Source organism: Tabrizicola sp. T74 (assembly GCF_057219935.1).
Window position 1 is genome coordinate 316,691 of sequence record NZ_JBXVVT010000004.1, and the last position, 22,562, is coordinate 339,252.

The 22,562-nt window shown below is 66.9% G+C and carries 24 protein-coding genes; 12 read left to right on the forward strand and 12 right to left on the reverse strand.

The window, feature by feature from the left end:
* Positions 1–5: 5 nt before the first annotated feature.
* From speB to AC2EAL_RS13665, 5 genes are all read left to right on the forward strand, one after another.
* Positions 6–971 carry an agmatinase gene (speB, locus tag AC2EAL_RS13645; protein WP_484724767.1) on the forward strand — a complete coding sequence of 322 codons (966 nt, stop codon included), beginning with the start codon at positions 6–8 and terminating at the stop codon, positions 969–971.
* Positions 972–990: 19 nt separating this feature from the next.
* Complete coding sequence (locus AC2EAL_RS13650) at positions 991–1,452, forward strand: DUF1499 domain-containing protein (RefSeq protein ID WP_484724768.1); 462 nt, start codon at positions 991–993, stop codon at positions 1,450–1,452.
* Between the two features lie 174 nt (positions 1,453–1,626).
* Entirely contained in the window at positions 1,627–2,685 is a 1,059-nt protein-coding gene (gene prfA, locus AC2EAL_RS13655; RefSeq protein WP_484724769.1) for a peptide chain release factor 1, read from the forward strand.
* Positions 2,682–3,539, forward strand: a complete 858-nt coding sequence (gene prmC, locus AC2EAL_RS13660; protein WP_484724770.1) for a peptide chain release factor N(5)-glutamine methyltransferase — start codon at positions 2,682–2,684, stop codon at positions 3,537–3,539. Before prfA ends, prmC begins: the two co-directional genes overlap by 4 nt.
* Before the next feature lie 181 nt (positions 3,540–3,720).
* Positions 3,721–4,431, forward strand: coding sequence for a DUF4167 domain-containing protein (locus AC2EAL_RS13665; RefSeq protein ID WP_484724771.1), 711 nt, complete (start codon positions 3,721–3,723; stop codon positions 4,429–4,431).
* Between the two features lie 45 nt (positions 4,432–4,476).
* On the opposite strand, the gene AC2EAL_RS13670 is transcribed toward AC2EAL_RS13665, so the two are convergent.
* Entirely contained in the window at positions 4,477–5,067 is a 591-nt protein-coding gene (locus AC2EAL_RS13670) for a TetR/AcrR family transcriptional regulator (RefSeq protein ID WP_484724772.1), read from the reverse strand.
* 84 nt (positions 5,068–5,151) lie between these two features.
* Between AC2EAL_RS13670 and AC2EAL_RS13675 the strand changes: the two genes are divergently transcribed.
* Genes AC2EAL_RS13675 through AC2EAL_RS13685 form a run of 3 tightly spaced genes read left to right on the forward strand, consistent with a single transcriptional unit; the run spans position 5,152 to position 7,156 of the window.
* Positions 5,152–6,177: an LLM class flavin-dependent oxidoreductase gene (locus AC2EAL_RS13675; protein WP_484724773.1), complete on the forward strand. Its 1,026-nt coding sequence runs from the start codon at positions 5,152–5,154 to the stop codon at positions 6,175–6,177.
* A gap of 10 nt (positions 6,178–6,187) precedes the next feature.
* On the forward strand, positions 6,188–6,379 hold the full coding sequence (locus AC2EAL_RS13680) for a 4-oxalocrotonate tautomerase (protein ID WP_484724774.1): 192 nt from the start codon (positions 6,188–6,190) through the stop codon (positions 6,377–6,379).
* A 3-nt stretch (positions 6,380–6,382) separates the two neighbouring features.
* Entirely contained in the window at positions 6,383–7,156 is a 774-nt protein-coding gene (locus AC2EAL_RS13685) for an alpha/beta fold hydrolase (protein ID WP_484724775.1), read from the forward strand.
* A 3-nt stretch (positions 7,157–7,159) separates the two neighbouring features.
* On the opposite strand, the gene AC2EAL_RS13690 is transcribed toward AC2EAL_RS13685, so the two are convergent.
* From AC2EAL_RS13690 to AC2EAL_RS13720, 7 genes are all read right to left on the reverse strand, one after another.
* Entirely contained in the window at positions 7,160–8,824 is a 1,665-nt protein-coding gene (locus AC2EAL_RS13690) for a vWA domain-containing protein (protein WP_484724776.1), read from the reverse strand.
* Positions 8,825–9,051: 227 nt separating this feature from the next.
* The gene (locus AC2EAL_RS13695; protein ID WP_484724777.1) at positions 9,052–9,597 is read right to left on the reverse strand and encodes a fasciclin domain-containing protein; all 546 of its coding nucleotides are present in this window, start codon (positions 9,595–9,597) and stop codon (positions 9,052–9,054) included.
* A gap of 109 nt (positions 9,598–9,706) precedes the next feature.
* The gene (locus AC2EAL_RS13700; protein WP_484724778.1) at positions 9,707–10,372 is read right to left on the reverse strand and encodes an anti-sigma factor; all 666 of its coding nucleotides are present in this window, start codon (positions 10,370–10,372) and stop codon (positions 9,707–9,709) included.
* A complete protein-coding gene (locus tag AC2EAL_RS13705) occupies positions 10,369–10,902 on the reverse strand; it encodes a sigma-70 family RNA polymerase sigma factor (protein ID WP_484724779.1) in 534 nt (177 codons plus the stop codon). The genes AC2EAL_RS13700 and AC2EAL_RS13705 overlap by 4 nt, the downstream gene beginning before the upstream one ends.
* A gap of 62 nt (positions 10,903–10,964) precedes the next feature.
* Positions 10,965–13,001 carry an ASKHA domain-containing protein gene (locus AC2EAL_RS13710; protein ID WP_484724780.1) on the reverse strand — a complete coding sequence of 679 codons (2,037 nt, stop codon included), beginning with the start codon at positions 12,999–13,001 and terminating at the stop codon, positions 10,965–10,967.
* Positions 13,002–13,082: 81 nt separating this feature from the next.
* Positions 13,083–13,805 carry a hypothetical protein gene (locus AC2EAL_RS13715; protein ID WP_484724781.1) on the reverse strand — a complete coding sequence of 241 codons (723 nt, stop codon included), beginning with the start codon at positions 13,803–13,805 and terminating at the stop codon, positions 13,083–13,085.
* Positions 13,806–13,854: 49 nt separating this feature from the next.
* The gene (locus AC2EAL_RS13720) at positions 13,855–14,622 is read right to left on the reverse strand and encodes a helix-turn-helix domain-containing protein (RefSeq protein WP_484724782.1); all 768 of its coding nucleotides are present in this window, start codon (positions 14,620–14,622) and stop codon (positions 13,855–13,857) included.
* Between the two features lie 121 nt (positions 14,623–14,743).
* On the opposite strand from AC2EAL_RS13720, the gene AC2EAL_RS13725 reads away from it, so the two are divergent.
* Positions 14,744–15,166: a hypothetical protein gene (locus AC2EAL_RS13725; protein WP_484724783.1), complete on the forward strand. Its 423-nt coding sequence runs from the start codon at positions 14,744–14,746 to the stop codon at positions 15,164–15,166.
* Here AC2EAL_RS13725 and AC2EAL_RS13730 read toward each other — a convergent pair.
* Entirely contained in the window at positions 15,163–16,308 is a 1,146-nt protein-coding gene (locus AC2EAL_RS13730) for a CaiB/BaiF CoA transferase family protein (protein ID WP_484724784.1), read from the reverse strand. The genes AC2EAL_RS13725 and AC2EAL_RS13730 overlap by 4 nt on opposite strands.
* A gap of 81 nt (positions 16,309–16,389) precedes the next feature.
* On the opposite strand from AC2EAL_RS13730, the gene AC2EAL_RS13735 reads away from it, so the two are divergent.
* Both AC2EAL_RS13735 and AC2EAL_RS13740 read left to right on the forward strand, forming a co-directional pair.
* The gene (locus AC2EAL_RS13735) at positions 16,390–18,195 is read left to right on the forward strand and encodes an ABC-F family ATP-binding cassette domain-containing protein (RefSeq protein WP_484724785.1); all 1,806 of its coding nucleotides are present in this window, start codon (positions 16,390–16,392) and stop codon (positions 18,193–18,195) included.
* Between the two features lie 184 nt (positions 18,196–18,379).
* Positions 18,380–18,991, forward strand: coding sequence for an outer membrane protein (locus AC2EAL_RS13740; protein ID WP_484724786.1), 612 nt, complete (start codon positions 18,380–18,382; stop codon positions 18,989–18,991).
* Positions 18,992–19,045: 54 nt separating this feature from the next.
* Here AC2EAL_RS13740 and AC2EAL_RS13745 read toward each other — a convergent pair whose 3' ends face one another.
* The 3 genes from AC2EAL_RS13745 to AC2EAL_RS13755 are packed head-to-tail and all read right to left on the reverse strand — an operon-like array spanning position 19,046 to position 21,782.
* Positions 19,046–19,483, reverse strand: coding sequence for a hypothetical protein (locus tag AC2EAL_RS13745; RefSeq protein ID WP_484724787.1), 438 nt, complete (start codon positions 19,481–19,483; stop codon positions 19,046–19,048).
* Between the two features lie 29 nt (positions 19,484–19,512).
* Positions 19,513–20,400: a TPM domain-containing protein gene (locus AC2EAL_RS13750; RefSeq protein ID WP_484724788.1), complete on the reverse strand. Its 888-nt coding sequence runs from the start codon at positions 20,398–20,400 to the stop codon at positions 19,513–19,515.
* Entirely contained in the window at positions 20,370–21,782 is a 1,413-nt protein-coding gene (locus tag AC2EAL_RS13755) for a pyridoxal phosphate-dependent decarboxylase family protein (protein ID WP_484724789.1), read from the reverse strand. The genes AC2EAL_RS13750 and AC2EAL_RS13755 overlap by 31 nt, the downstream gene beginning before the upstream one ends.
* Before the next feature lie 156 nt (positions 21,783–21,938).
* Between AC2EAL_RS13755 and AC2EAL_RS13760 the strand changes: the two genes are divergently transcribed.
* On the forward strand, positions 21,939–22,553 hold the full coding sequence (locus AC2EAL_RS13760) for a DUF6778 family protein (protein ID WP_484724790.1): 615 nt from the start codon (positions 21,939–21,941) through the stop codon (positions 22,551–22,553).
* Positions 22,554–22,562: the final 9 nt, after the last annotated feature.

A 22,562-nucleotide genomic window follows, 5' to 3' on the forward strand; every position in this document is an offset into this window, starting at 1 on the left:
CAATCATGGCACTTGAAGACGCGAAGACGCAGGTCGACACTGCGTTCACCCGGCCCACGCAGCGGGGCTATTCCTATGAAAACGCCTTTGCGGGGGCGACGAGCTTCCTGCGGCGGACCTACACCAAGGACCTGACCGGGGTGGACCTGGCGATCACCGGGGTTCCCTTCGACCAGGCGGTGAGCCACCGGTCGGGCACCCGCTTTGGTCCCCGCGCGATCCGTGAGGCCTCGGCGCTGATGCCCTACGATCCGCCGCCGGGCTGGGGGACGGACCCGCTGGAGGACCTCAACGTCATCGACTATGGCGACGTGGCCTTCGACTATGCCAATGTGCCGGAGTTTCCCGAGACGCTGACGAACCACATCCGCACCATCCTGCAGGCAGGCGCGGGGTCGGTGGTGCTGGGGGGCGACCATTTCATCACCTTCCCGATCCTGAAGGCCTATGCGGAGAAGTTCGGTCCGGTCAGCCTGATCCATTTCGACGCGCATTCCGACCTTTGGCCCGACGACAACCCGGCCCGGATCGACCATGGGACGATGTTCTACAAGGCGGTGAAGGCGGGCTGCGTGGACCCCAAGCACTCGGTCCAGATCGGTATCCGGACGACGACCGAGGATTACATGGGCGTCAACGTCATCACCGCGCGCGAGGCGCATGAATGGGGCGTCCAGCGGGTGGTGGAGACGGTGAAGGGGATCGTCGGCGACCGGCCCACTTACCTGACCTTCGACATCGACGCGCTGGACCCGGCTTTTGCGCCGGGCACTGGCACGCCGGTCTGGGGCGGTTTGGCCAGCTGGCAGGCGGCGGCGATGCTGCGGGACCTTGCCGGGATCAACCTGGTCGGCGGGGATGTCGTCGAGGTCTCGCCGCCCTATGATACCACCGGGGCGACGGCGATTGCCGGGGCGGCGGTGGCCTATGAGCTGATCTGCCTCTATCACTGGGCACGGACGCAGAGGTAGAACGATGGGGGGCAGGCGCATGGTCTGGATCATTGGCAGCGTTCTGGTCCTTGCGGCCGGGCTGATGGCCTATATCCGCCTGGCCCCTTCAGACCCCGCCGCGTGGCATGTGGACCTTGCGGCGGGCGGGTTGCCTGCGAACGCGCATGTCTTCTGCATCCGGCCCGACAATCGCTATGGCCCGATTCAGGGCGACCCGAAGGCGCTTCTGGAGAAGCTTGATGCCATTGCGATGGCGACGCCGCGGACGGTGCGGCTGGCGGGCTCGGCAGCGGAGGGTCGGATCACCTGGGTCACGCGGTCGGCCTTGATGGGTTATCCCGACTATACGACGGCGCAGGTGATGGCGGGTCCGGGGCTTTGCATCGCGGGACGGCAGCGGTTCGGGACGGAAGACCTGGGCGTGAATGCCGCCCGGATCGGCGGCTGGGTGCAGGAACTGCTGGGGTTGCAGGAGCCGCCAGCAATGACCGGCCTCTAGGCGGGTCGGGACGACTGTCAAATTGAGCGGCATCCGCCGCAAGTCTTTTGTCTCGCGTCTTTGCGTGAAGGACGCAAAGACACTCGGTTGGGCCTCCGGCGGGGATATTTGGCGAAGGGAAAGCGGGACGGGTTGCCCCTTGACCCTTGGCAGGTTCCGGGCGAAACCCCGCGCATGGTACCCTTGGACAAGCTGGCGCAGATCACTGAACGCTTCGAGTTTCTTGAAGCGCAGCTGAATGCCGGGGCGGCGGCGCCTTCGGAGATCGCGAAGATTTCGAAGGAATACACCGACCTGAAGCCTGTGGTCGATGAAATCCGCGCCTATCGCCAGTCGCTGGACGATCTCTCTGAGGCCGAGGCGATGCTGGCCGACCCCGAGATGAAGGCGCTGGCCGAGGAAGAGTTACCCCGGCTGAAGGCGCGGATACCCGAGATGGAGCAGGCGCTGCGCCTGGCGCTGTTGCCGAAGGATGCCGCCGATGCGCGGCCGGCGATCATCGAGATCAGGCCCGGCACCGGGGGCGACGAGGCGGCGCTGTTCGCCGGCGACCTTGCGCGGATGTACCAGCGCTATGCCGAGCGGATGGGTTGGCGGTTCGAGATCATCAGCGAACAGGCGGGGGAGCTGGGGGGCCTCAAGGAATTTTCCGCCCTGATCGAGGGTGAGGGCGTCTATGCCCGGATGAAGTATGAAAGCGGGGTCCACCGGGTGCAAAGGGTGCCCGAGACCGAGGCGCAGGGGCGCATCCATACCTCGGCGGCGACGGTGGCGGTGCTGCCCGAGGCTGAGGAGGTGGATATCGACATCCCCGCCAGCGACATCCGGATCGACACGATGCGGTCGTCAGGGGCAGGTGGCCAGCATGTGAACACGACCGACTCGGCGGTCAGGATCACTCATTTGCCCACCGGAATCGTGGTGACATCGTCGGAAAAGTCGCAGCACCGGAACCGCGAGATCGCGATGCAGGTGCTACGCGCGCGGCTGTATGAGGCCGAGCGGGAGCGGCTCCATTCCGAACGCGCGGCAGAACGGAAGTCGCAGGTCGGGTCGGGGGATCGGTCGGAGCGGATCAGGACCTACAACTTCCCGCAAGGCCGGATGACGGATCATCGGATCAACCTGACGCTTTATGCGCTGCCGCAGATCATGTCGGGTGACCTCTCTGAAGTGATCGATGCGCTGGTGGCGCATGACCAGGCCGAGCGGCTGGCGGAGATGGACGGATGAAGGCGCAGGAGGCGCTGCGCCGGGCGATCCCGCGTCTGCAGGACGCGGGGATCGAGGACGGCGCGCGCGATGCCCGGGTGCTGCTGGCCCATGCGCTGGGGATCGGCCATGACCGGCTGACGCTGAAGCTGCAGGACGAGATGAGCGCGCCGCAGGAAGCGGTCTATGACCAGGCGCTTCAGGCGCGGATGGCGCGGCAGCCGGTCAGCCAGATCACCGGGCGGCGGCTGTTCTGGGGGCAGTCCTTCCGGGTGACGCGCGACACGCTGGACCCGCGGCCCGAGACCGAGACGCTGGTGGCCGAGGCATTGCGGATGCCGTTCCTGAAGATGCTCGACCTTGGGACGGGGACGGGTTGCATCCTTCTGTCCTGCCTGAAGGGGATGCCGATGGCGCGCGGCCTTGGGACCGACATCTCGGATGCGGCCCTGCAGGTGGCGATGGGCAACACCCGCGATCTGGGGCTGGAAGCTCGGGCGCGGTTCCGCAAGTCGGACTGGTTTGCCGGCGTGACCGGGGCCTATGACCTGATCGTGTCGAACCCGCCCTACATTGCCGCCGAGGAGATGCCCGCCCTTGCGCCGGAAGTACGCGACTGGGAGCCGCATCTCGCGCTGACGCCCGGCGGCGATGGCTTGGACGCCTACCGGATCATCGCGCGCGGCGCACCGGCGCGGCTGATGCCGGGGGGGCGGCTTCTGGTCGAGATCGGGCCCGCACAGGGCGCGGCGGTCAGCGCCCTCTTCACGGCGGAGGGGCTGGAGGCTGTGCGCGTCCTTCCCGACATGGATGGCCGCGACCGCGTGGTCTTGGCCGTCAAGCCGGGCGACACGGACAGTTGCGGTTGCGCCTGACCCCGCCCAAAAACAGTCTGTCTGCACGATTTGCGCTTGTCAGGTCCGCCTGCCTGTGATTACTGGCCTTAGCACGGGGCGGGATTGCACCTGCCCTTGCGTCATGCCAGACCACGCGTGTTGATGAACAGCTGCCCGTAGGGGGCGGCGGCCGCGGGTCAAAAGCCATCATAAGGACAAGATGCGCTCCTCCAAGAAACGCTCGCGTTCCAACCAGAACCGCCCGCGCAGCCTCGGCAATATCGTCAACCGTGTGTTCGATTCCTCGGGCCCCGAAGGCAAGGTGCGTGGCACCCCGCAGCAGATCATCGAGAAGTACCAGATGCTGGCGCGTGATGCCCAGCTGTCGAACGACCGCGTGGCGGCCGAGAACTTCCTGCAGCATGCCGAGCACTACACCCGGATGCTGGCCGAGGCGATGAAGGAAATGGCCGCCGAGCAGGAGGCGCGCCAGCAGCAGTACCAGCAGAATGGCGGCCAGCAGGGCGGTCAGGGCGGTCAGCAGAACGGCAATGGCGGCCAGCAGGGTGGTCAGCAGCACCAGCCACGCGGCGAACGGCAGGACCGTGGTGAGCGGCAGGACCGGGGTGAGCGTGGCGATCGCGGCGACCGGGGCGAACGGCGCGACTACAACCGCGATTTCCGGGCCGAGCGTGATCTTGGGTCGGAAGAGCAGCCGGTGATCGTCGATGTGATCGAACTGGACGCAGGCGACGATACCGGGCTGATCGAGACGCCGGAATCCAGCCTGCGGCCCCGGGCCGAGGTCGAGCCGGAATCGACCGAGGCGGCTCCGCGTGAGGACCGTCCGGCGCGGCGTCCGCGTGGCCCGCGCAAGCCCAAGGGCGAGGGCAAGTCCGACGGTGAACCGCCGCAGGAAGCCGCTGAATGAGATGAACCGAAGGCCGCCACCCAAGGCGGCCTTTTCGTTTTGCTGTCAGGCGGTTGCGCCGGTTTCCTGAGACCGGACCAGCTCTTCGATCAGCCGCAGCCCGTTGTCGACCGCGCCGGTATCGCGGCGGCGCATCCAGTCAAGCCAGAGCCCGTCAAGCGTCGCCATGATCAGGTCGGCCAGCGCCGGAATGCGCGGCGCGGAGACCAGGGGGGCAAGGTGCGCCTCGAGCCGGGCGCGGTAGTGGGCGTAAAGCGCGCGCTCCGTCTCGGCCACGGCGGGGTGGGTCAGCGCAGCGGACCACAGGTCGATGCGGATGCGCAGATGTGCGGGCGTCAGGAAGTCGCTTGTGAAGCCCGCGCGCAGGAAGGCCGAGAGGCGGGCCTGTGGCGAGGCCTGAGGGTCGCTGTCGGAGGCTGCCCGCAGGCGGGCGGAGAGGAGGCGATAGGCCTCGGCCAGGACATCGTCCATGTCGGTGAAGTTGTAGGTGATGTGGCCAAGCGCGAGCCCGGCCTCGGCCGCGACCTTACGGGCGGTCAGGCCGGCGTGCCCCTCGCGGCTCAATACCCGCAGAGCCGCCTCGGCTATAGCGGAGCGGCGGTCGGTCTGGGTCTGGCTGCGGGGCGTCTGGGTCATGTGTCAGAGATAGCTGGTTCACGGGATGCTTGACAGGGTAGGGTGGTTTGTACAATCGTACAAGATACCTGAGGGGAGGCTGGCATGGACGTCTCGCATTTCCTGAACTCGCATCTTCTGGACCCGGCGGTGGGGGGCAAGCGGCTTTGGGCCGACATGCTGGACCAGGCGGTCCATGCCGAGGCCTGCGGCTTTCGTGGCGTTTCGGTGCCGGAGCATCACCTGTTGAACATCCTTCTCATCCCGTCACCCCTGCAATTCGCAGTGGCGATTGCAGCGCGGACGCAAAGGGTGGAGATCGCGACGGCGGTCTGCCAGCTGCCGATCCGCGACATGCGGGTTTTCGCGGGTGAGGTGGTGCAGGCGCAGGCGCTTTGTGGCGGACGGCTGGTCCTGGGCGTGGGCAAGGGGGCTTTCGGGTTCGAGACGGGCCGGATCGGCGTGCCGATGGAGGAGACGAAGGCGCGGTTCGAGGAAAGCCTTGCCGTCCTGGAGGCGCTGCTGACCCGCGAGGAGGTGTCCTGGGACGGCGCCTGGTACAAGTTCGACGCGCTGACGGTGATGCCGCGGCCCGAGGACCCGATCCCGCTGGCGCTGGCGATCATGGCCCCGCTGGGGATCGAGGCGGCGGCGGCGAAGGGCTATCACATCCAGACGACTCCCTTGTCGGCCAGCCATGGCGTGTTGGAGGGTCAGGTTTCGGCCTTCCACCGGGGCGCGGCGCGGTCGGGGAAGACGGGGCAAAGGCTGTCGCTGCAGCGAGGGATCTTCGTCACGGACCGCGCGGCGGAACGTGAGGAAATGGTCGCAAAGGCCTATCACTATTACAAAAGTTTCGACAACGTCTTTGGCGGCCCGGGGATCGTCGAGCATGGCATCATCCGGCCCTTGCCGCGGACGCAGACGGTTGAGGAGTTCCGCCAGAACATCCTGATCTGCGGCCGGGACGAGATGGTGGACCGGCTCTCGGCCTATGCGGAACTGGGGATCGACGAGGTCATCGTCAGTTCCAATTTCGGGCAGGCGCAGGGTGCGGTGTTGGACATGATGAGCCGGCTGGCCGAAGAGGTCATGCCGAAGGTGGCAAAGACGGCCCGGCAGGCCGCGTAAGGGAGGAACCATGCCAATCATCCGGATCGAGATGTTCGAAGGCCGCACGGTCGAGCAGAAGCGCGCCTGCGCCGAGGCGGTGACCAAGGCCTGGTGCGACACTTGCGGGGGGACGCCGCAGATGGTGACGGTGGTCTTCACCGATCTCGCCAAGCACGACTGGGCGACGGCCGGGCGGCTGGCGAGCGATCCGAAGGTCTGAGCGATGGACTGCGCCTATACGGTCGAAGGGCAGGGCGAGCCCCTGTTCCTGATCCACGGCATCGGCGCGCGGCGGGCGACCTTTGCCAAGCTCGTGCCGATGCTGAAGGACCGGTTCACCTGCATCAGCTATGACCTGAGGGGTCACGGCGAAAGCCCTGTGCCCAAGGGGCGGTTCGGGCTGGACGATCTGGTCGATGACCTTGAGGCCTTGCGGGCCAAGTTGGGGATCGAACGGGCGCATTTCGCCGGGCATTCGCTGGGGGGCATGATCGGCCCGCGCTATGCGCTGCGCTATCCCGAGCGGGTCCTGTCCCTGGGCCTGTGGTCGACGGCGGCCTTCCGGACCGAGGATGACAGTGCCAAGGTGCGGGGCGTGGTGGCCGCGATGCGCGAGAAGGGGATCGGGCAGGTCCTGGACACGCTGACCGCGCGCTGGTTCACCGATGCTTTCGCGGCGGCGCATCCGGAGGTGATCGACTGGCGCAAACGCCAAGTGGTGGATACGCCTGCGGATGTCTTCCTGAACGTCTTCGACATCTATGCCGAGACGGAAATGGCCCCCTGGCTGCATCAGGTGACGGCGCCTGCCCAGATCATCACCGGCGAGAATGACGGCGGCTGCAATCCTCGGCTCAACCGGCTGATCCAGGCGGCGCTGCCGGGGTCGGAGCTGGTGATCCTGCCGGTCCTGAAGCACGCGATCTTCATCGAGGCGACGGATCAGGTCGCCCCGCACATCCGCCGGTTCCTGCAGGCGCAGTCGGGCCGGGCCTGAGCGTCAGGGCAGGGTCAGCGCGACCTCGCTGCGTTCCCCTGCCTTCACGGTCAGCGGGGTTTCCGAGGACTTGTCCTCTTTCGACAGCTTGACGACATAGTCCCCGGCCGGAAGCGTGGTCTGCCAGGCTGGCCCGTAGCCATAGCCGAACGAGGCGCGGTTGCCGTTGATGTCGGGCTTCGCCGCCAGAACCTCGATGTATTCGTCCGTGGGCGAGGTGAAGGCTGCGACTCCGGCGTTCAAGGGGGCGGTGATGTCGGTCCTATCACCCACCTTGATGCTGAAGGGCACCTCGGCCCTGGCGGCACCCAGCGTGACGACGGCCACGTAATCGCCCGCCGGCAGGTCAAAGCTCGCCCCCGCGCCGTAGGTGTAGCCCACCGATTTGCGGTTGCCGTCGATGTCCGTCTTCGCCTCGAAGATTTCCACGTAGTGGTCGCCGCCTTCGACCTTGACGGTATCGGAATAGGTCGCCTCGACCGCCGCGACGCCGACGCCAAGGATCAGGTCAAGGTCGGTCACCTTGCCCGCCTCGATCACCACGCTTTGCGTCGTGCTGGCGGCGCCGAGGCTGGCGTTCAGCGCATGTTCGCCCGAGGGGTAGACCCGGTAGGCCTGGGTGTAGCCGCTTTCATAAAGGTCATTCGCGCCCCGGATCTCGAAGAAGGCATTCGGGTCGGGATCGGCGCCTGGCGCGGGTCGGATGGTCAGGTTCAGGATACCGGCATCGAGCACGGCGGTGGGGGTGGAAAGTTCGCTGGCCGGGCCGATCTCGACCAGTTGCTCGGCGCGGGCTTTGCCGAGTTCGGTGACCATCTGGTACTGGCCCGGCGCAAGGCTGCCTTTGGAGCCGCCGTAGATCGTATAGCGGTCACCCGCCGGATTGCCAGCCGCATCGACCGGGGTGAAGCTGAAGATTGTGTCCTGCAGGATGCGCGATTCCGGTTCCATGCCGCCTTCGACCAAGAGCACCACCGGATCGACATTTTCGACCAGCGCCTCGGGTTCCGGCGGCGGGGCGGGTTCGGGGGCGGGTTCCGGTTCGGCCACGACGACAGTTGTCTTCAGCGCGTCCATCAGCTGGCCCGCGTCCGAGGCCTGGATGTACTTACCGCCGGTGTTTTCGGCCAGACAGGCGACGGCCTTGCCTTCTTCGTCGGTCAGGCCGAAGCCCACGACATGGGCGGTGAAATCGACGCCCGAGGCCTCAAGTTCCGCGCCAAGCGCGCAGGGGTCGGCCTCGCAAGTCTCGATCCCGTCGGTGATGAGGATGACGGTCGCTTTCTGTTCGGTCGATTTCAGTTCACTGGCCGCCTGGCGCACGGCTTCGGTCAGCGGCGTTTTCCCCAGGAATTTCATCGCATTCGCCGCATCGGTTATCGCTTGCGCCGTGCCGGGGCCCGGGGGGACGACCAGTTCGATGTCGCTGCACGAGCCCTTTTCGCGGTGGCCATAGGCCATCAGGCCCAGTTCCGCCTCAGGTGGCATGTCGGCCAGGACCGTCCCCAGCGCCTCGCGCGCGATCTCCAGCTTGGCGCGGCCGTCGATCTGGCCCCACATCGAGCCGGAGGCATCAAGGACGATGATCGAGCGATCCTGGGCGAGAAGAGGTGCGGCCAGAAGGGCCTGGGCCAAGAGAAAACTGCGGGCGAAAGTGGCAAGGCGCATGGCGCGGCTCCGTCTGAAATGACTTTGGGCAGAAGCCTAGGCGAGCGGGTGACCTTCGGTCAACCAGGGCGTGAAAATGGAAAACGGGCCTTCAGGGGAAGCCTGAAGACCCGAACCGGTGGCGCCAAAGGCGAGGGGACTTTCAACACTCGGCACCGCCGGGGACGATCCTGCCGTCCGGGGTTGAGTGACCAGCCCGGACGGCAGGCGTTCCGTCGATGAAAGCCTTACATCGCCGGAAGGAGGACCGTGTCGATCACGTGGATCACGCCGTTCGACTGCTTGACGTCGGCGATGGTGACGTTGGCCACGTTGCCCATGCCGTCCTTGATCATCACCACGCCGTCCTTGTACATCGCGGTGAACTCACAGCCGCCCACGGTCTTGACCGGGTGCGCGCCCTTGTCGTCATCGACCATCTTCATGATCGCATCCGACATCGCATCCGCCGCGACAACGTGGCAGGTCAGGATCTTGACCAGCTGATCCTTGTTTTCCGGCTTGAGCAGCGTCTCGACCGTGCCGGCGGGCAGCTTGGCGAAGGCGTCGTTGGTGGGCGCGAAGACGGTGAAGGGGCCTTCGCCCTGCAGCGTCTCGACAAGACCCGCGGCCTGCACGGCGGCGACGAGCGTGGTGTGGTCCTTCGAGTTCACTGCGTTCTCGACGATGTTCTTGTCCTCGAACATCGGCGCGCCGCCGACCATCGGATTTTCGGCCAGCGCCATGCCGGTCGACAGGGCCAGGATCGCGGTTGCAAGTTTCAGGGCTTTCATCGGGTGCTTCCTTTTGGTTCGAGGGCCGGGGTCATTCCCGCCTCACACCCGAAGCAACGAGACCTTTTTCCGGAAGTTTCGCGGGGCGCGCGCCCTCGCGTTTTCGTGATCAGGCGTCACCGACCTTGGCGGTCAGGATCACCGGGCCGGTTGGCTGGCCGGTCGGAGAACCGCCCTCGGGTTCGACCGAGACTGCAAAGACAAAGCCTGCGGGTGGGACCGGATAGTCGATCACCAGCGGCTGGTCCTGCAGAAGGCCCAACGAGACGGGGCTTGCGCCCGGGGCGATCAGCCACAACTCGTGCACCTGGCCCGTGACGGCGGGGACGCCTGCCACGCGCGTGATCTTCAGCGTGTCGCCGAAATGGCTAACCTCATAGGACAGGCGGTTGTCGGCGGTGGCGAGCGTCACCAGCCGTTCGGACTGCGGCGGGGCCAGAAGTGCGACGGTCAGGACAGTCAGGACAGCGGCCACCACGGCGCCCGAGAGCCAGCCGAAGCCCAGGACCCGACGGCGGGCCGGGGCGGGGCGGGCGGCTTCGGGGAAGAGCCGCGCCTCAAGCTTTGGCAGAAGGTCGGGCGCCGGGGCCTCGTCAAACCCGTCGTTCAGCCCCTCCATCCGGGTTTCCCAGGCGGTCACCCGGGCGGCAAAGCCTGCGTCGCGTTTGATCCGGGCCTCGGCCTCGGCGCGTTCGGACAGGGACAGGACGCCCAGCACATATTCGGCGGCAAGCGCGTCGTCGGCTTCTTCCGGGGTCAGGGGTGCGTCGGTCATTGGTCGAGACACTCCTTCAGTTTCAGGAGGCTCCGGCGCAGCCAGGTGCGCATGGTGTTGAGAGGGACGCCATGGCGTTCGGCCAGGTCGATGTAGGAGAGACCGTTCAGATAGGCCCCGCGCACGGCATCGGCGCGGTCGGGTTCCAGCGTGGCAAAGCAGTCGGCCATCCGCCGCGCCTCGCCCTGTGCAATGAGGCGGGTTTCGGCGCGGGGGGTCGCGTCTTGCACGGTGTCAAGGCCGTCGTCCGAGGTTGCCTCGGGCCGGGCGCGCAGGCGGTCGATGGCGAGGTTGCGGGCGATGGCAATGAGCCAGGTCATGCCCCGGCCTTTCGCCGGATCATAGCGACCCGCGCGCACCCAAACCCGTGTGTAGACCTCTTGCAAGGCATCCTCCGCCTCAGCGCGTTCCCTTAGCATACGCAGAAGCACGCCCATGAGTTTCGCAGACGTGTCGCGGTAAAGCTGACGGAACGCCGCCCGATCGGCAGCGGCGCATTGCGCGATGAGTTTGGCGACCGGATCGTCCATGCGCGCGACGTTTACGGATTTATCGCGCCGTAGCAAGCGTTTGGTCTAAGGGGCGTGCCGGTTCAGCCCCGCCGCCTGCGCCGCCCGCCTTCGTCGCCTGCGGTCTTGGTGTTGAAGTTCACGTCCGGCAGGGAAACGATACTCTCCAGATTTGGAAACAGTTCCACGGCGTTCGGGATGGCGGAGGCGTTGACGAAGTGCTCCTGGAAGCGCGGTTCGATAGCGGTCTCGATCTTGTGGATGTCGCGGACCGTGGCCTCGATTTCCGCCCGCGCGGCGCGGTTCAGGAGGGCGATCCGTGCCCCGGTCCCGGCGGCGTTTCCGGCGCTGGTGACCTTGTTCAAGGGGACGTCGGGGATCATCCCCAGGACCATCGCGTGCTTGGGGCTGATGTGGGCGCCGAAGGCTCCGGCCAGGATGATGCGGTCGACGGTGTCGACCTCGAACTTGTCCATCAGGAGCCGCGCGCCGGAATAAAGCGCGGCCTTGGCCATCTGAATCTCGCGGATGTCGCGGTTGGTGACGGTGATCTTCGGGCCACCATCCGCGCTGCCGTCGTGGATGAGGTAGCTGTAGGTGCGGCCATCGAGGAACAGCCGCTCCGACCCCACCTGTTCGGGCGACCCGATCAGGCCCTGCGCATCGACGATGCCGGCCAGGCGCATCTCGGCCACCATCTCGATGATGCCGGACCCGCAGATGCCGGTGACGCCCGTGGTGGCGGTGGCAGCCGCAAAGCCGGGATCGTCGGACCAGAGGTCGGAGCCGATGACCTTGAAGCGCGGTTCCTTGGTGGCGGGGTCGATTTCCACCCGTTCGATCGCGCCGGGGGCCGCGCGCTGGCCGCTGGAAATCTGCGCGCCCTCAAAGGCCGGGCCAGTGGGCGAGGAGCAGGCGAGGACCTTGGTCGTGTTGCCCAGCAGGATTTCGGCATTGGTGCCGACGTCGACGACCAGCATCAGGTCTTCCGACTTGTCGGGGTTTTCCGACAGGGCGACGGCGGCGGCATCTGCCCCCACATGGCCCGCGATGCAGGGGAGGAGATAGACCCTAGCTGCGGGGTGCATCTGCAGGTCCAGATCGCGGGCGGTCAGGCGAAGCGCGTTCGAGGTGGCAAGGGCGAAAGGGGCCTGGCCCAGCTCGTAAGGGTCGATCCCCAGGAACAGGTGGTGCATCACCGGGTTGCAGACGAAGACCGAATCCATGATCAGCGCGCGGTCCACCTTCGCCTCGTCGCAAAGCTGGCCGAACAGCGTGTTCATCGCCTGACGAACGGCGGTGGTCATCTCCTGCGCGCCGTCGGGGTTCATCATCGAATAGCTGACCCGGCTCATCAGGTCCTCGCCGAAGCGGATCTGCGGGTTCATCAGGCCCGACGACGCCACGACCTCTCCGGTCCGAAGGTCGCACAGGTGCCCGGCGATGGTCGTCGATCCAAGGTCCACCGCGACGCCGTAGATCGAGCCTTCGTAGAGCCCCGGCCAGACCTGCATGATCCGCGGCGTGTCACTGGCCGCGACCTGGTGCAGCGCCACGGTGACCTTCCATTCCCCCTTGCGCAGGGTGGGTTGCAGCGTGGTCAGGACGGGCAGGTCAATGGTGACGTTTTCGAACCCCCACTGATCGCGCAGCGCATCCGACAGGCGTTCAAGGTCGCCCGAAGGGTCGTGCATGTCGGGCTCGGCCACTTCGACGAACCGCAGCTGAACGCTGGGGTCCATGCGGATTTCGCGTGCCTCGACGCGCTTGCGGACCACCTGCTTGTGGACCTGGCTTTCCGGCGGCACGTCGATCACGACATCGCCCATCACCTTGGCCTGACAGCCGAGCCGCCGCCCGTCGATCAGCCCGCGGATGCGCTTGTAGCGGTCTTCGACCGCGTTCCACTCGCTCAGGGCATCGGCTTCGACCGTCACGCCGTGCTTGGGAAACTCGCCATAGCCCGGGGTGATCTGGCACTTGGAACAGATGCCGCGCCCGCCGCAGACCGAATCCAGGTCCACCCCCAGCTGCCGTGCCGCCGTCAGGACCGGGGTGCCAAGGGCAAAGCGCCCCCGCTTGCCCGAGGGGGTGAAGATCACAAGTGCATCGTCGGTCATCTTGGGCCCAATTCTTCTGCGCATCGCGGTTGTAAACCGCGCGTGGCCGGGGGCAATGCCCGATTGCGGCAGGTCCCGCGCCTATTCCGGCACGCGCTGTCGCTTTGCCTTCGGTTTGGGCTCGATCAGGCTGATCTTCTGCCAGATTTTCCGCGACAGGCTGGCCCCCAGAAGCTCGATGTCATTGACCGCCTGTGCCACGCCTTCGTCGGGAACCGCCTGGGAATAAAGCGCCGCCAGCTTGCCGGTCAGCGCCAGAAGTTCCGAGCAGTAGTCGAGATAGCGCGCCATCTCGGCCGGGGACAAGGCGCGCTTCGGCGAATGGTCGGTTGCCCGGTAATCGGGGTCGAACACCGCGGGGTCCTTGGTCAGCTGGTGCATGTCGATGACATGGATGACTGACCGCAGTTCATGCAGCCGCGCCGCGACCCGGCTCCGCTTGATCCGTGACTCCAGCCGGACCAGAGTGATCAGGCCCAGGGCGGCCAGAAGTACAGTGTTCAGCGCTGCCTCGAAGTTCGCGACCGAGCGGAGGCTTTCCTCGCCGATCTCGTTCAGCGGGATGACACTGCCGACCTGAACGAACAGGGCCGCCCCGCCCAGCACCATGACAGCAATCAGCCCGCGCAGCCACCAGATGGGCGGGGTCAGTGCAGCGACCGCTTCCCGCGCCTCTCTGGTCAGGGCTGTGACCTCGGCTGCCACCCGGGCAATATCGTGATCGGGAAACCGGTCGCGGATGCGCGCCTCAAGCCGCTCGGCGGTGGTCAGCATCTTGGCGGGGTCGAGACTGCGGAACGACATGGGGCAGGCATATCATCACGGCGCGATCCGGCAAACCCTGCCTGGCCGGTCAGGTGGCGCCAAGGCCCGCAAACACCGCCTCGGCTTGCGGATCGGCGGGGAACATCAGTTCGATCTTCATGTCCGAGAGCGCGACCTCTTCCGCCGCGCCGAACTGGGCGTATGTGGAAAACATCGCGAGCCGCTGATCGCCCATCCGGTAGACCGTGGGCAGGATCGCCCGGCCCATGGCGCGGGGCTGGTGGGCGGCGATCTGCGGGTCGGCCATCAGGGCCGCGACCGCCCGGTCCAGTGCGTCGATCCCCCCGGCGCGGGCGCTTTCGGCCTTCAGGCGCAGGGCGGTGTGGTGGCCGACCTCGACCCAGTTCTCGATCAGGCGCTGGAAGACCGACATGTCCGACAGCGCGTCAAGAAGGCTGACCCCGGTGGCAAAACCCGCGGGGCCGAACAAGGCCTTGGCCGGGCCGTTCAGGTCGACGATCCGCCAGAGGCGGTCAAGGATCAGCGCGGGGTAGGGGGCGTGGCGGTCGATCATCCAGCCCATCGCGGCGCGGACCTGGGCCATTTCCTCGGCGGCGAGCGGCAGGACAGGGAACTGCGGCGCGAAACCTGCCGATGCCAGCAGGCCGTTCTGGTCGCCCCTCGGCAGCCCCATCACCTCGGCCAGCCGCAGGACCATGCCGCGCGAGGGGCGCGAGCGGCCGGTCTCCAGGAAGGCGAGGTGCCGGGGTGAGACCTCGGCCTCTGACGCGAGGTCCAGCTGGCTCAGGCGGCGGGTGCGGCGCCAGTGGCGGAGCGCGGTGGGGAAATCGTGCATCGGGGTCTCCTCGCGGGCAGTCTAGCGCATGGTGGGACGCAAGACACTTACCTGGCAGGGAATTGGGTTGCTTCCCCGTCTGCGCCTAGGTTCGGCCATCGTCGGAAGAAGGAGGCACGCGATGACATCCGAACAGAAAGGCCTGCGCTTTGCGGCGGGCGTGACCGTGGTGACCGGGGTGGCACTGGCGCTGGCCAGTATTCCGGCGCTGGCTTTGCCAGTGCGGCTGCTGGCCGACCTGCTGGTCTGGCCGTTCGACGGGGCCGAGACGCTGGCCGCGTCCGATACCCGGTTGGCCTTTGCCATCGGTGGCGGGGTGTTGCTCGGCTGGGGGCTGATGATCTGGCAGCTGGCGGGTGAGCCGCTTGCCCGCGCGCCCGAGGTGGTGCGGGGGATCATCCGCACCTCGGTGGTGGGCTGGTTCCTGGTGGACAGCGCGGGGTCCATCGCGGCGGGGGCGGCGCTGAATGTGCTGCCGAACCTCGTCTTCCTGGCGCTGTTCCTTTGGCCCATGCGCAAGACCCGCCCGGCGGTGGTGGCCTAGGCCCCGTCGAGCCAGGCGAGGATCGCCGCCCTGTCCCCGTCCAGCCGTGGCGCCGGGGGCAGGGCGGTTTCTTCCGGCAGGGTGGAGATCTTGATCGGGTTCCCAGGCGCGGTGAAGGCGGGGCCGCCGGGGTGGGGGGTGACGGGCAGCACCATGTTCCGTGCGCGCAGTTGGGGGTCCTGTAGAACCTCGACCATGTCCTGGACGCGGGCGGTGGGCAGGCCTGCTTTGTCCAGAATGTCCAGCCAGTGCGCGACCGGTTGGGTCAGGGTCACCGCCTCGATCAAGCGCTTAAGCAGGGCGTGGTTGTCGCAGCGGGCGGCGTTGGTGGCAAAGCGGGGGTCGGTGGCGATGGAAAGGCCCAGCGTGGCGCAGAGCTTGCCGAACATCGCGTCGTTCCCGGCGGCGATGACGACAAAGCCATCCTCGGCACGGAAGGTGGCGAAGGGGGTGATCGTCGGGTGGCGGGCGCCGGTCGGGCCGGGGGCCACGCCGGTGGTCGAGGCGATGGCCAGCGCGTGTTCCTGGATCGCCAACTGCGCATCCAGCATGGCCACGTCGACAAAGGCGCCCTCGCCGGTCCTTTCGCGCTGGAAAAGGGCCGCAAGGATGCCTTGCGCCAGATACATCCCCGCGACGATGTCGCCGATACTGGCGCCCACCCGCACCGGAGGGCCGCCGGTTTCGCCGGTGATCGACATGACACCACCTCGGGCCTGCACCACCATGTCATAGGCGGGCTTCATCGCATCGGGCCCGGTCTGGCCAAAGCCCGAGACAGCTGCGTAGATCAGCCGGGGGTGGCGGGCGTGCAAGGTATCCCACCCATACCCAAGTCGCGCCATCACGCCGGGGCGGTAGTTTTCCACCAGCACATCGGCGCGGGCCAAGAGGCGGTCAAAGATCGCGCGGTCGCCCGTCGCCTTCAGGTCCAGCGCGATGGACTGTTTGCCCGCGTTCAGCGTGGCGAAGTAGGCGCTTTCTCCGGCCACGAACGGCGGGAAGGCGCGGGTGTCGTCGCCGGTCCCCGGCCGTTCCACCTTGATGACCTTCGCGCCCAGGTCTTGCAGGCTTTGCGTGCAGAACGGGCCCGCCAGCACATGGGTCAGGTCCAGGATCGCGATACCATCGAGAGGTTTCATGCCGTTCTCCTTTGCCCGACCCTGCCATGCGCAGCATGACAGGACGTTGACGCCGGTCAAATCCGCCTCTACCTCGCGTCCATGGCACGCGCACCGCTTTTGCAACTCTCCGACATCTCGCTGACCTTTGGCGGGAATCCTGTGTTCGACGAATTGTCGCTGACCGTCCAGCCCGGCGACCGGATTGCGCTGGTGGGGCGGAACGGGTCGGGCAAGTCGACGCTGATGAAGGTGATGGCGGGGCTCGTGGAGGCCGACCGGGGCACCCGTGTGGTCCCGCCTGGGGTGACGGTCGGCTATATGGAGCAGGAACCGGACCTTTCCCGCTTTACCACCCTTGGCGATTTCGCGGCCTCAGCGCTGCCGGAAGGGCAGGAGTACCGCCTTGCCGTGGTGGCCGAGGGGCTGAAGTTCGATCCCGCAACGCCGGTGGCAACTGCAAGCGGCGGGGAACGGCGGCGGGCAGCGCTCGCCAAGCTCTTGGCCGAGGCGCCAGAGCTGATGCTGCTGGACGAACCGACCAACCACCTCGACATCCAGGCCATCGAATGGCTGGAACGCGAGCTGCTGGAGACCCGCACGGCCTTTGTCCTGATCAGCCACGACCGGGCCTTCCTGCGGGCCTTGTCGAAGGCGACGCTCTGGATCGACCGGGGCGAGGTGCGCCGGCGCGAGGCGGGGTTTGAAGGCTTCGAAGACTGGCGCGAGACCGTCTGGGCCGAGGAGGACGAGGCGCGCCACAAGCTGGACCGCAAGATCAAGCATGAGGCGAAATGGGCCGTCGAGGGGATTTCGGCGCGCCGGAAACGCAACATGGGCCGGGTCCGGGCGCTGCAGGCCCTGCGGGCGGAACGCAAGGCGCAGATCCGGCGGCAGGGGACGGCAGCCTTTGCGCTGGAGTCCGGTCCGACCTCGGGCAAGAAGGTGATCGAGGCCAAGGGCCTGACCAAGGCCTATGGCGACAAGCTGATCGTAAAGGACTTTGACTTGCGCGTGTTGCGCGGGGATCGGGTGGCCTTCGTGGGACCGAATGGGGTCGGAAAGACCACGGTTCTCAAGATGTTGACGGGGGAAGTTCAACCCGATTCCGGGACGGTCACCCTGGGCACCAACCTGGAGATCGCGGTCTTCGACCAGACCCGCACGCGCCTGGACCTGGAGGCGAGCCTTTGGGACAACTTGACCGTCGATCCCCTGATGCGCGTCTCGGGCGCGTCGGATCAGGTGATGGTGCGGGGGACGCCCAAGCATGTGGTGGCTTACCTGAAGGACTTCCTTTTTCAGGAGGCACAGGCCCGCGCCCCGGTGCGAAGCCTGTCGGGCGGGGAACGGGCGCGGCTGCTGCTGGCCAAGCTGATGGCGCAGCCGTCGAACCTGTTGATCCTGGACGAACCGACCAACGACCTGGATATGGAAACCCTGGACCTCTTGCAGGACATCCTGGGCGATTATGACGGAACGGTTCTGCTGGTCAGCCACGACCGCGATTTCATCGACCGGGTGGCGACGACCACAGTGGCGATGGAAGGCGAGGGCAGGGTGCAAGCCTATCCCGGCGGCTGGTCGGACTATGTGGCGCAGCGGCCCGAACGGACGGAAGAGGTCACAAGACCGGTTGCAAAGCCGCAGGCGGCCGCGCCGGTGGTCGCACCCGCGCCCAAGGGGGGCGGCCTGTCCTTCACCGAGAAGAAGCGGCTGGACGACCTGCCGGACCTGATCGCCCGGCTGGAATCGGAAATCGGCAAGCTGTCGCAGCTCTTGGCGGACCCCGAGCTTTTCACCCGTGAGCCGGTGAAGTTCCGCAAGGCCACCGAAGCGTTGTCCGAACGGCAGGCCGCGCTGCAGGCGGCCGAATCCGAGTGGCTGGAACTTGCCGACCGGGCCTGAGGGTCGGGAACCGGCAATCTGTGGCCGATACCTGCCGCGCGGCTCGGCCAGTCCTTGCCGGAGGCGATGACACTGCATCAAGCGCGCGTGAGCTGGCATTGTCCTTGGGACCATATCTCCCCATTCCCTGTTTGCATGTCGCGGTGGACCGCAAAGTCGCCGTGACCAGAACAAGGAGACAGAAATGAAAACTATCGCAGCATTGGTGGCCCCCGCCGTATTGACCGCCGCCCTGACCCTGCCCGCCTTTGCCGGTGGGCCGACTGTCGTGGCCGACGAGCCGGTCATTGCTCCCGTGGAAACGGCCTATGTGGCCCCGGGACTTGACTGGTCGGGCGCCTATGTCGGCGCGCAGCTGGGCTATGGCGACGTGGATTCGAACGGGGCGGGGCTGGACGGCAACGACTGGTTCGGCGGCGTCCATGCCGGTTATCGCTGGGACCTAGGCAACTGGGTTGCCGGGACCGAACTGTCCTATGACGCGACGAACATCGGGCTTGGCGCCACAGCTGGCGACGAGTTGAGCGATGTCCTGGCACTGAAACTGACCGCCGGCCGCGAGATCGGCAACAGCCTGGTCTACGGGACGCTCGGCGCGGCGCAGGCCAATGCCACGGTCGGCGCTGCGGAACTGAAGGACACCGGCGTCGTCTATGGCATCGGCTTCGACTACGCGGTCAATGATCGCTGGACGGTCGGCGGCGAAGTCACCGAGCACAACTTCGACGACTTCGACGGCAGCGGCACCGATTTCGATGCCACCACGGTCAAGGCCAAGGTCGGCCTGCGCTTCTGACGCAAGCCAACCCGGCCCCCTTGCGGCGCGGAAGCCCCCCGCGCCGCAAGTTTTTCAGGGGCAGGGTGCCGGATACAGGATAAAGCTGCGGTCATCCCCGGTGCTTGCCTGGATCGTGGCAATGACGTCCTTGTTCTCCATGCTCATGCCCCGGCCCGAGACCTCGATCAGGATGGCACCGTCCTTGTCGGGCGTAATCTGGTAGGCCCCGGCGTCGCCTTCCAGCGTGCAGAACAGCGTGTCGGCACCTTCGTTTTCGCAGGCGGCATAGGCCTCGAACGGTCCGCCCGGCACGTTGCGCAATTCAAGCGTCAGAAAGAGGCCAAGGAGCGGGTCGGCAAAGTCCGGAACCGGGCTGACCGCGATGGTGGTCACTTGCTGTTTGGGGTGGTCTGCCAGGTGTTCGGCGGTGTAGGCGCGGGCATAGCATGTGCTGCTACCGGGAAACATCAGGTCCTGCGGGCTTTCGGCCGCAAGCGGTGAGGCCAGCATGAGGAAAACGCCGCAACAGACGGACCTTGCTACCATTTTCCCGTGGCCCCTCCGCCCGAGGAGCGCCCCCCGCCAAAGCCGCCGCCCCCGCCGCTGCCCCCATCCCGCTTGCGCGTGGTATCGCGGTCGCGCCGGGCTTCGCTGGAATTCCAGGTGATCGGAAAGGACTTGCGGTCGGTAAAGCCGCAGGCGGAACAGGTCAGGTGCTGCAGGACCGTCCCCGCCTCGCTGCGGGTGGGCTGTTCGATGATCTCGCGGCTGCGCTCCAGCGTGGCCGCACCGCAGTTCGGGCAGGTGATCTTGGCGCGGCGGCGATGCCAGATGGCATAACCACCGATGGCCGCGACGGCGCCAAAGCCCAGCAGGCCCGTCAGCGGGGAAGAGCTGTCTTCCACCGGAAAGCCGTCGGTCAGCGACACGGGTTGCCCTGCAAGGAAAGGCGCGATCAGCCGGTCGCGGGCCGACGTGATCCCGGCCTCGATCCCGGCGGCGACCTGGCCCTCGAGCAGGGCGGGCAGCACCGCCGTCGACAGGACCCGCGCGGCGCGACCGTCATAGACCGGGTCATAGCCGGCCCCGAGTGCGATGCGCGCCTCGCGGGCTTCGGTGTCGATCAGCAGGAGGATGCCGTCATTCCTCTCGGCCCCACCCACGCCCCAGGCGTTGAAGAGCGCCTTGCCATAGCTTTCGATGGATTGCCCCGCGCCCCCAGCCGCAAGCCCCGGCAGGGTGACCACGACCATCTGCACCCCCGTTGACGCCCGGGTGTCGGCCAGAAGCCGCGATATCCGCCCCTCGGCCGTCGCGTCCAGCACATCGGCAAAGTCCGACAGCGTGTCGCTTAAGGGTGCGGGCAGGTCCTGGGCTTCGGCAGCAGTGGCAAGCGTCAACGCGACGGCGAGGGAACGGAGGAACATGGTGCAAGCATTTCTTCAACTGTCTTTGCAATGAACATGGCATCTTCTTCCCGACAGTCAAATGATCCGATCTGCACCCGGATCGCAAAGCGCCCGTCAACGCGGGTCTGGGTCAGGTAGATCCGGCCATCATCGTTGATCCGGGTCAGCAGCGCCTCGGTCGCGGCATCGTCCTGCAGCGCGAAGGTGAACAGCGACAGGCGCGGCTCGGTCACGATCTCGACCCCCGGCAGGGCGGCCAGCTTGTCGCGCACCGCCCCGGCCCAGGCGACATGGTTGCGGATGCGGCTCCGCAGGTCGTCAAGGCCATGCGCCCGCAGGACGAACCACAGCTTCAGTGCGCGGAAGCGACGGCCAAGCGGCACGGTCCATTCGTTGAAGTTGATGATCTCTTCCCGCCCGGCGGTTTCCAGGTAGGTCGGGCGCAGGCCCAGCGTGCGGACTTGGGCGCCGGGGTCCTTCAGGAACTGCACCGAACAGTCGAACTGCGCGCCGAGCCATTTGTGCGGGTTGAAGACAATGGAATCGGCGCCCTCCACCCCGGCCCAGAGGTCGCGGAATTCCTGGCAGATCATCGCCGACCCGGCCCAGGCCGCATCAACATGGGTCGGCAGGCCCTCGGCGCGGGCGACCGCGATGCACTCGGCAATCCGGTCGAAAGCCCCGACGCTGGTGCCCCCGGCGCAGAGGATCACCCCCGCGGGCTGCAACCCCGCCGCGCGGTCCGCCGCAATCGCCTGGGCCAGCGCCGCCCCGGTCATCGCGCGGGTTTCATCGGTTGCCACCTTCACCAGGTTCCGCTGCCCGATCCCCGCCACCCGGATCGCCTTGTCGACCGAGGAATGCGTCTCGGCGCTGGCATAGAAGCGCAAGGTCGGTCCGCCTGGAAGACCGGCCTCAAGTCCCTGATACCCCAACGCCTTTTCCCGCATGGTCAGGACCGCTGACAGCGTCGCGTTGGTCGCCGAATCGTGGATCGTGCCGACAAAGCCCTCCGGCAGGCCAAGGGCCTGGCGCAGCCAGTCGACCATCACCTGCTCGACTTCCGTCGCGGCGGGCGAGGTCTGCCAGATCAGCGCGTTGCAGGCCATCGCGTTGACGAGTTGCTCGGCCAGCATCGAGGCAGGCGCCGCATTGGCCGGGAAATAGGCAAAGAAGCGGGGATGCTGCCAATGGGTCATGCCGTCGGGGATGATCCGTTCGAAATCGTCCCAGATCGCCTGCATCGGCTCGGGTGCCTCGGGCGGGGCAGGAGGCAGCTGGCGGGCGATGGCGCCGGGCACCAGCGGCGCGCGCACGGGGCGGTCGCGCAGGCCCGCATGGTAATCCGCCGCCCAGTCCGCCGCCCGTTTCGACCAGAGCCTAAGGTCTTCGTGGTCCATCCCCGCCCCTCCGTTGTGCCGGTTCTAATGGGCATCTTGTTGCCGAAACGGCAAGGGGCGACCGAGTTCCCGACACAGAGGCTCCTTTTTCCGGCCATTACCTGCCATTAAGAAAATTGTCGCAAGACTGTTGCCCAGTAGTCCATGAGGCCCCCGATGTCCCTGTCCCGCCGTGCTGCCCTGTTGGGCGTCTCCGCCCTGGTCCTGACCGCCTGCGTCGGCGGTTCGTTCAAGACCGAGTATGACCGCCTGTCGCCCGAAGTTTCGAAGGGCTGGCGCCTGGCCGAAGTGCGGGTCGACGTGCCACGCAGCCTGGTCGTGTCCGAGGCTGAGACGCTGCTGCCGGACGCCGACATCGTCTGGCGTGAGGATCCGATGGGCGACCGGTACACCCAGGTTGGCAAGATCATGCAGGCCGCGGTGCTCCGCGGGGCGCAAGGCCTGCGCGGATCGCGGCCCATCGTCATCAGCATTACCGTCACCCGCTTCCATGCCCTGACCTTCAAGGCAGAGCAGTCGAATTCCGACTGGGGCGTGCACAATGTGGATTTCATCGCCCAGGTCAGCGATGCCCGGACGGGTGAGGTGCTGGTCGCGCCCACCACGATCCGCGCCGAAACCCCGGCCTGGTCGGGGGAGCGGATGCGCGCGGCGCGGCGCAAGGGGATCACCCAGAAATCGATGATCTCGAACCATGTGGCCGCCACCGTGGCGGGCTGGCTGGCACTGGGTCCGGACAACCGGGGTGAGTTCAGCCGCCAGGGCAACTGAGGCAGTCCC

What these genes read in the sequence shown, in the direction of transcription:
- speB (WP_484724767.1), top strand. Translation starts at nt 6, where the DNA reads ATGGCACTTGAAGACGCGAAGACGCAGGTCGACACTGCGTTCACCCGG.
- AC2EAL_RS13650 (WP_484724768.1), top strand. Translation starts at nt 991, where the DNA reads ATGGTCTGGATCATTGGCAGCGTTCTGGTCCTTGCGGCCGGGCTGATG.
- prfA (WP_484724769.1), top strand. Translation starts at nt 1,627, where the DNA reads ATGGTACCCTTGGACAAGCTGGCGCAGATCACTGAACGCTTCGAGTTT.
- prmC (WP_484724770.1), top strand. Translation starts at nt 2,682, where the DNA reads ATGAAGGCGCAGGAGGCGCTGCGCCGGGCGATCCCGCGTCTGCAGGAC.
- AC2EAL_RS13665 (WP_484724771.1), top strand. Translation starts at nt 3,721, where the DNA reads ATGCGCTCCTCCAAGAAACGCTCGCGTTCCAACCAGAACCGCCCGCGC.
- AC2EAL_RS13670 (WP_484724772.1), bottom strand. Translation starts at nt 5,067, where the DNA reads ATGACCCAGACGCCCCGCAGCCAGACCCAGACCGACCGCCGCTCCGCT.
- AC2EAL_RS13675 (WP_484724773.1), top strand. Translation starts at nt 5,152, where the DNA reads ATGGACGTCTCGCATTTCCTGAACTCGCATCTTCTGGACCCGGCGGTG.
- AC2EAL_RS13680 (WP_484724774.1), top strand. Translation starts at nt 6,188, where the DNA reads ATGCCAATCATCCGGATCGAGATGTTCGAAGGCCGCACGGTCGAGCAG.
- AC2EAL_RS13685 (WP_484724775.1), top strand. Translation starts at nt 6,383, where the DNA reads ATGGACTGCGCCTATACGGTCGAAGGGCAGGGCGAGCCCCTGTTCCTG.
- AC2EAL_RS13690 (WP_484724776.1), bottom strand. Translation starts at nt 8,824, where the DNA reads ATGCGCCTTGCCACTTTCGCCCGCAGTTTTCTCTTGGCCCAGGCCCTT.
- AC2EAL_RS13695 (WP_484724777.1), bottom strand. Translation starts at nt 9,597, where the DNA reads ATGAAAGCCCTGAAACTTGCAACCGCGATCCTGGCCCTGTCGACCGGC.
- AC2EAL_RS13700 (WP_484724778.1), bottom strand. Translation starts at nt 10,372, where the DNA reads ATGACCGACGCACCCCTGACCCCGGAAGAAGCCGACGACGCGCTTGCC.
- AC2EAL_RS13705 (WP_484724779.1), bottom strand. Translation starts at nt 10,902, where the DNA reads ATGGACGATCCGGTCGCCAAACTCATCGCGCAATGCGCCGCTGCCGAT.
- AC2EAL_RS13710 (WP_484724780.1), bottom strand. Translation starts at nt 13,001, where the DNA reads ATGACCGACGATGCACTTGTGATCTTCACCCCCTCGGGCAAGCGGGGG.
- AC2EAL_RS13715 (WP_484724781.1), bottom strand. Translation starts at nt 13,805, where the DNA reads ATGTCGTTCCGCAGTCTCGACCCCGCCAAGATGCTGACCACCGCCGAG.
- AC2EAL_RS13720 (WP_484724782.1), bottom strand. Translation starts at nt 14,622, where the DNA reads ATGCACGATTTCCCCACCGCGCTCCGCCACTGGCGCCGCACCCGCCGC.
- AC2EAL_RS13725 (WP_484724783.1), top strand. Translation starts at nt 14,744, where the DNA reads ATGACATCCGAACAGAAAGGCCTGCGCTTTGCGGCGGGCGTGACCGTG.
- AC2EAL_RS13730 (WP_484724784.1), bottom strand. Translation starts at nt 16,308, where the DNA reads ATGAAACCTCTCGATGGTATCGCGATCCTGGACCTGACCCATGTGCTG.
- AC2EAL_RS13735 (WP_484724785.1), top strand. Translation starts at nt 16,390, where the DNA reads ATGGCACGCGCACCGCTTTTGCAACTCTCCGACATCTCGCTGACCTTT.
- AC2EAL_RS13740 (WP_484724786.1), top strand. Translation starts at nt 18,380, where the DNA reads ATGAAAACTATCGCAGCATTGGTGGCCCCCGCCGTATTGACCGCCGCC.
- AC2EAL_RS13745 (WP_484724787.1), bottom strand. Translation starts at nt 19,483, where the DNA reads ATGCTGGCCTCACCGCTTGCGGCCGAAAGCCCGCAGGACCTGATGTTT.
- AC2EAL_RS13750 (WP_484724788.1), bottom strand. Translation starts at nt 20,400, where the DNA reads ATGTTCCTCCGTTCCCTCGCCGTCGCGTTGACGCTTGCCACTGCTGCC.
- AC2EAL_RS13755 (WP_484724789.1), bottom strand. Translation starts at nt 21,782, where the DNA reads ATGGACCACGAAGACCTTAGGCTCTGGTCGAAACGGGCGGCGGACTGG.
- AC2EAL_RS13760 (WP_484724790.1), top strand. Translation starts at nt 21,939, where the DNA reads ATGTCCCTGTCCCGCCGTGCTGCCCTGTTGGGCGTCTCCGCCCTGGTC.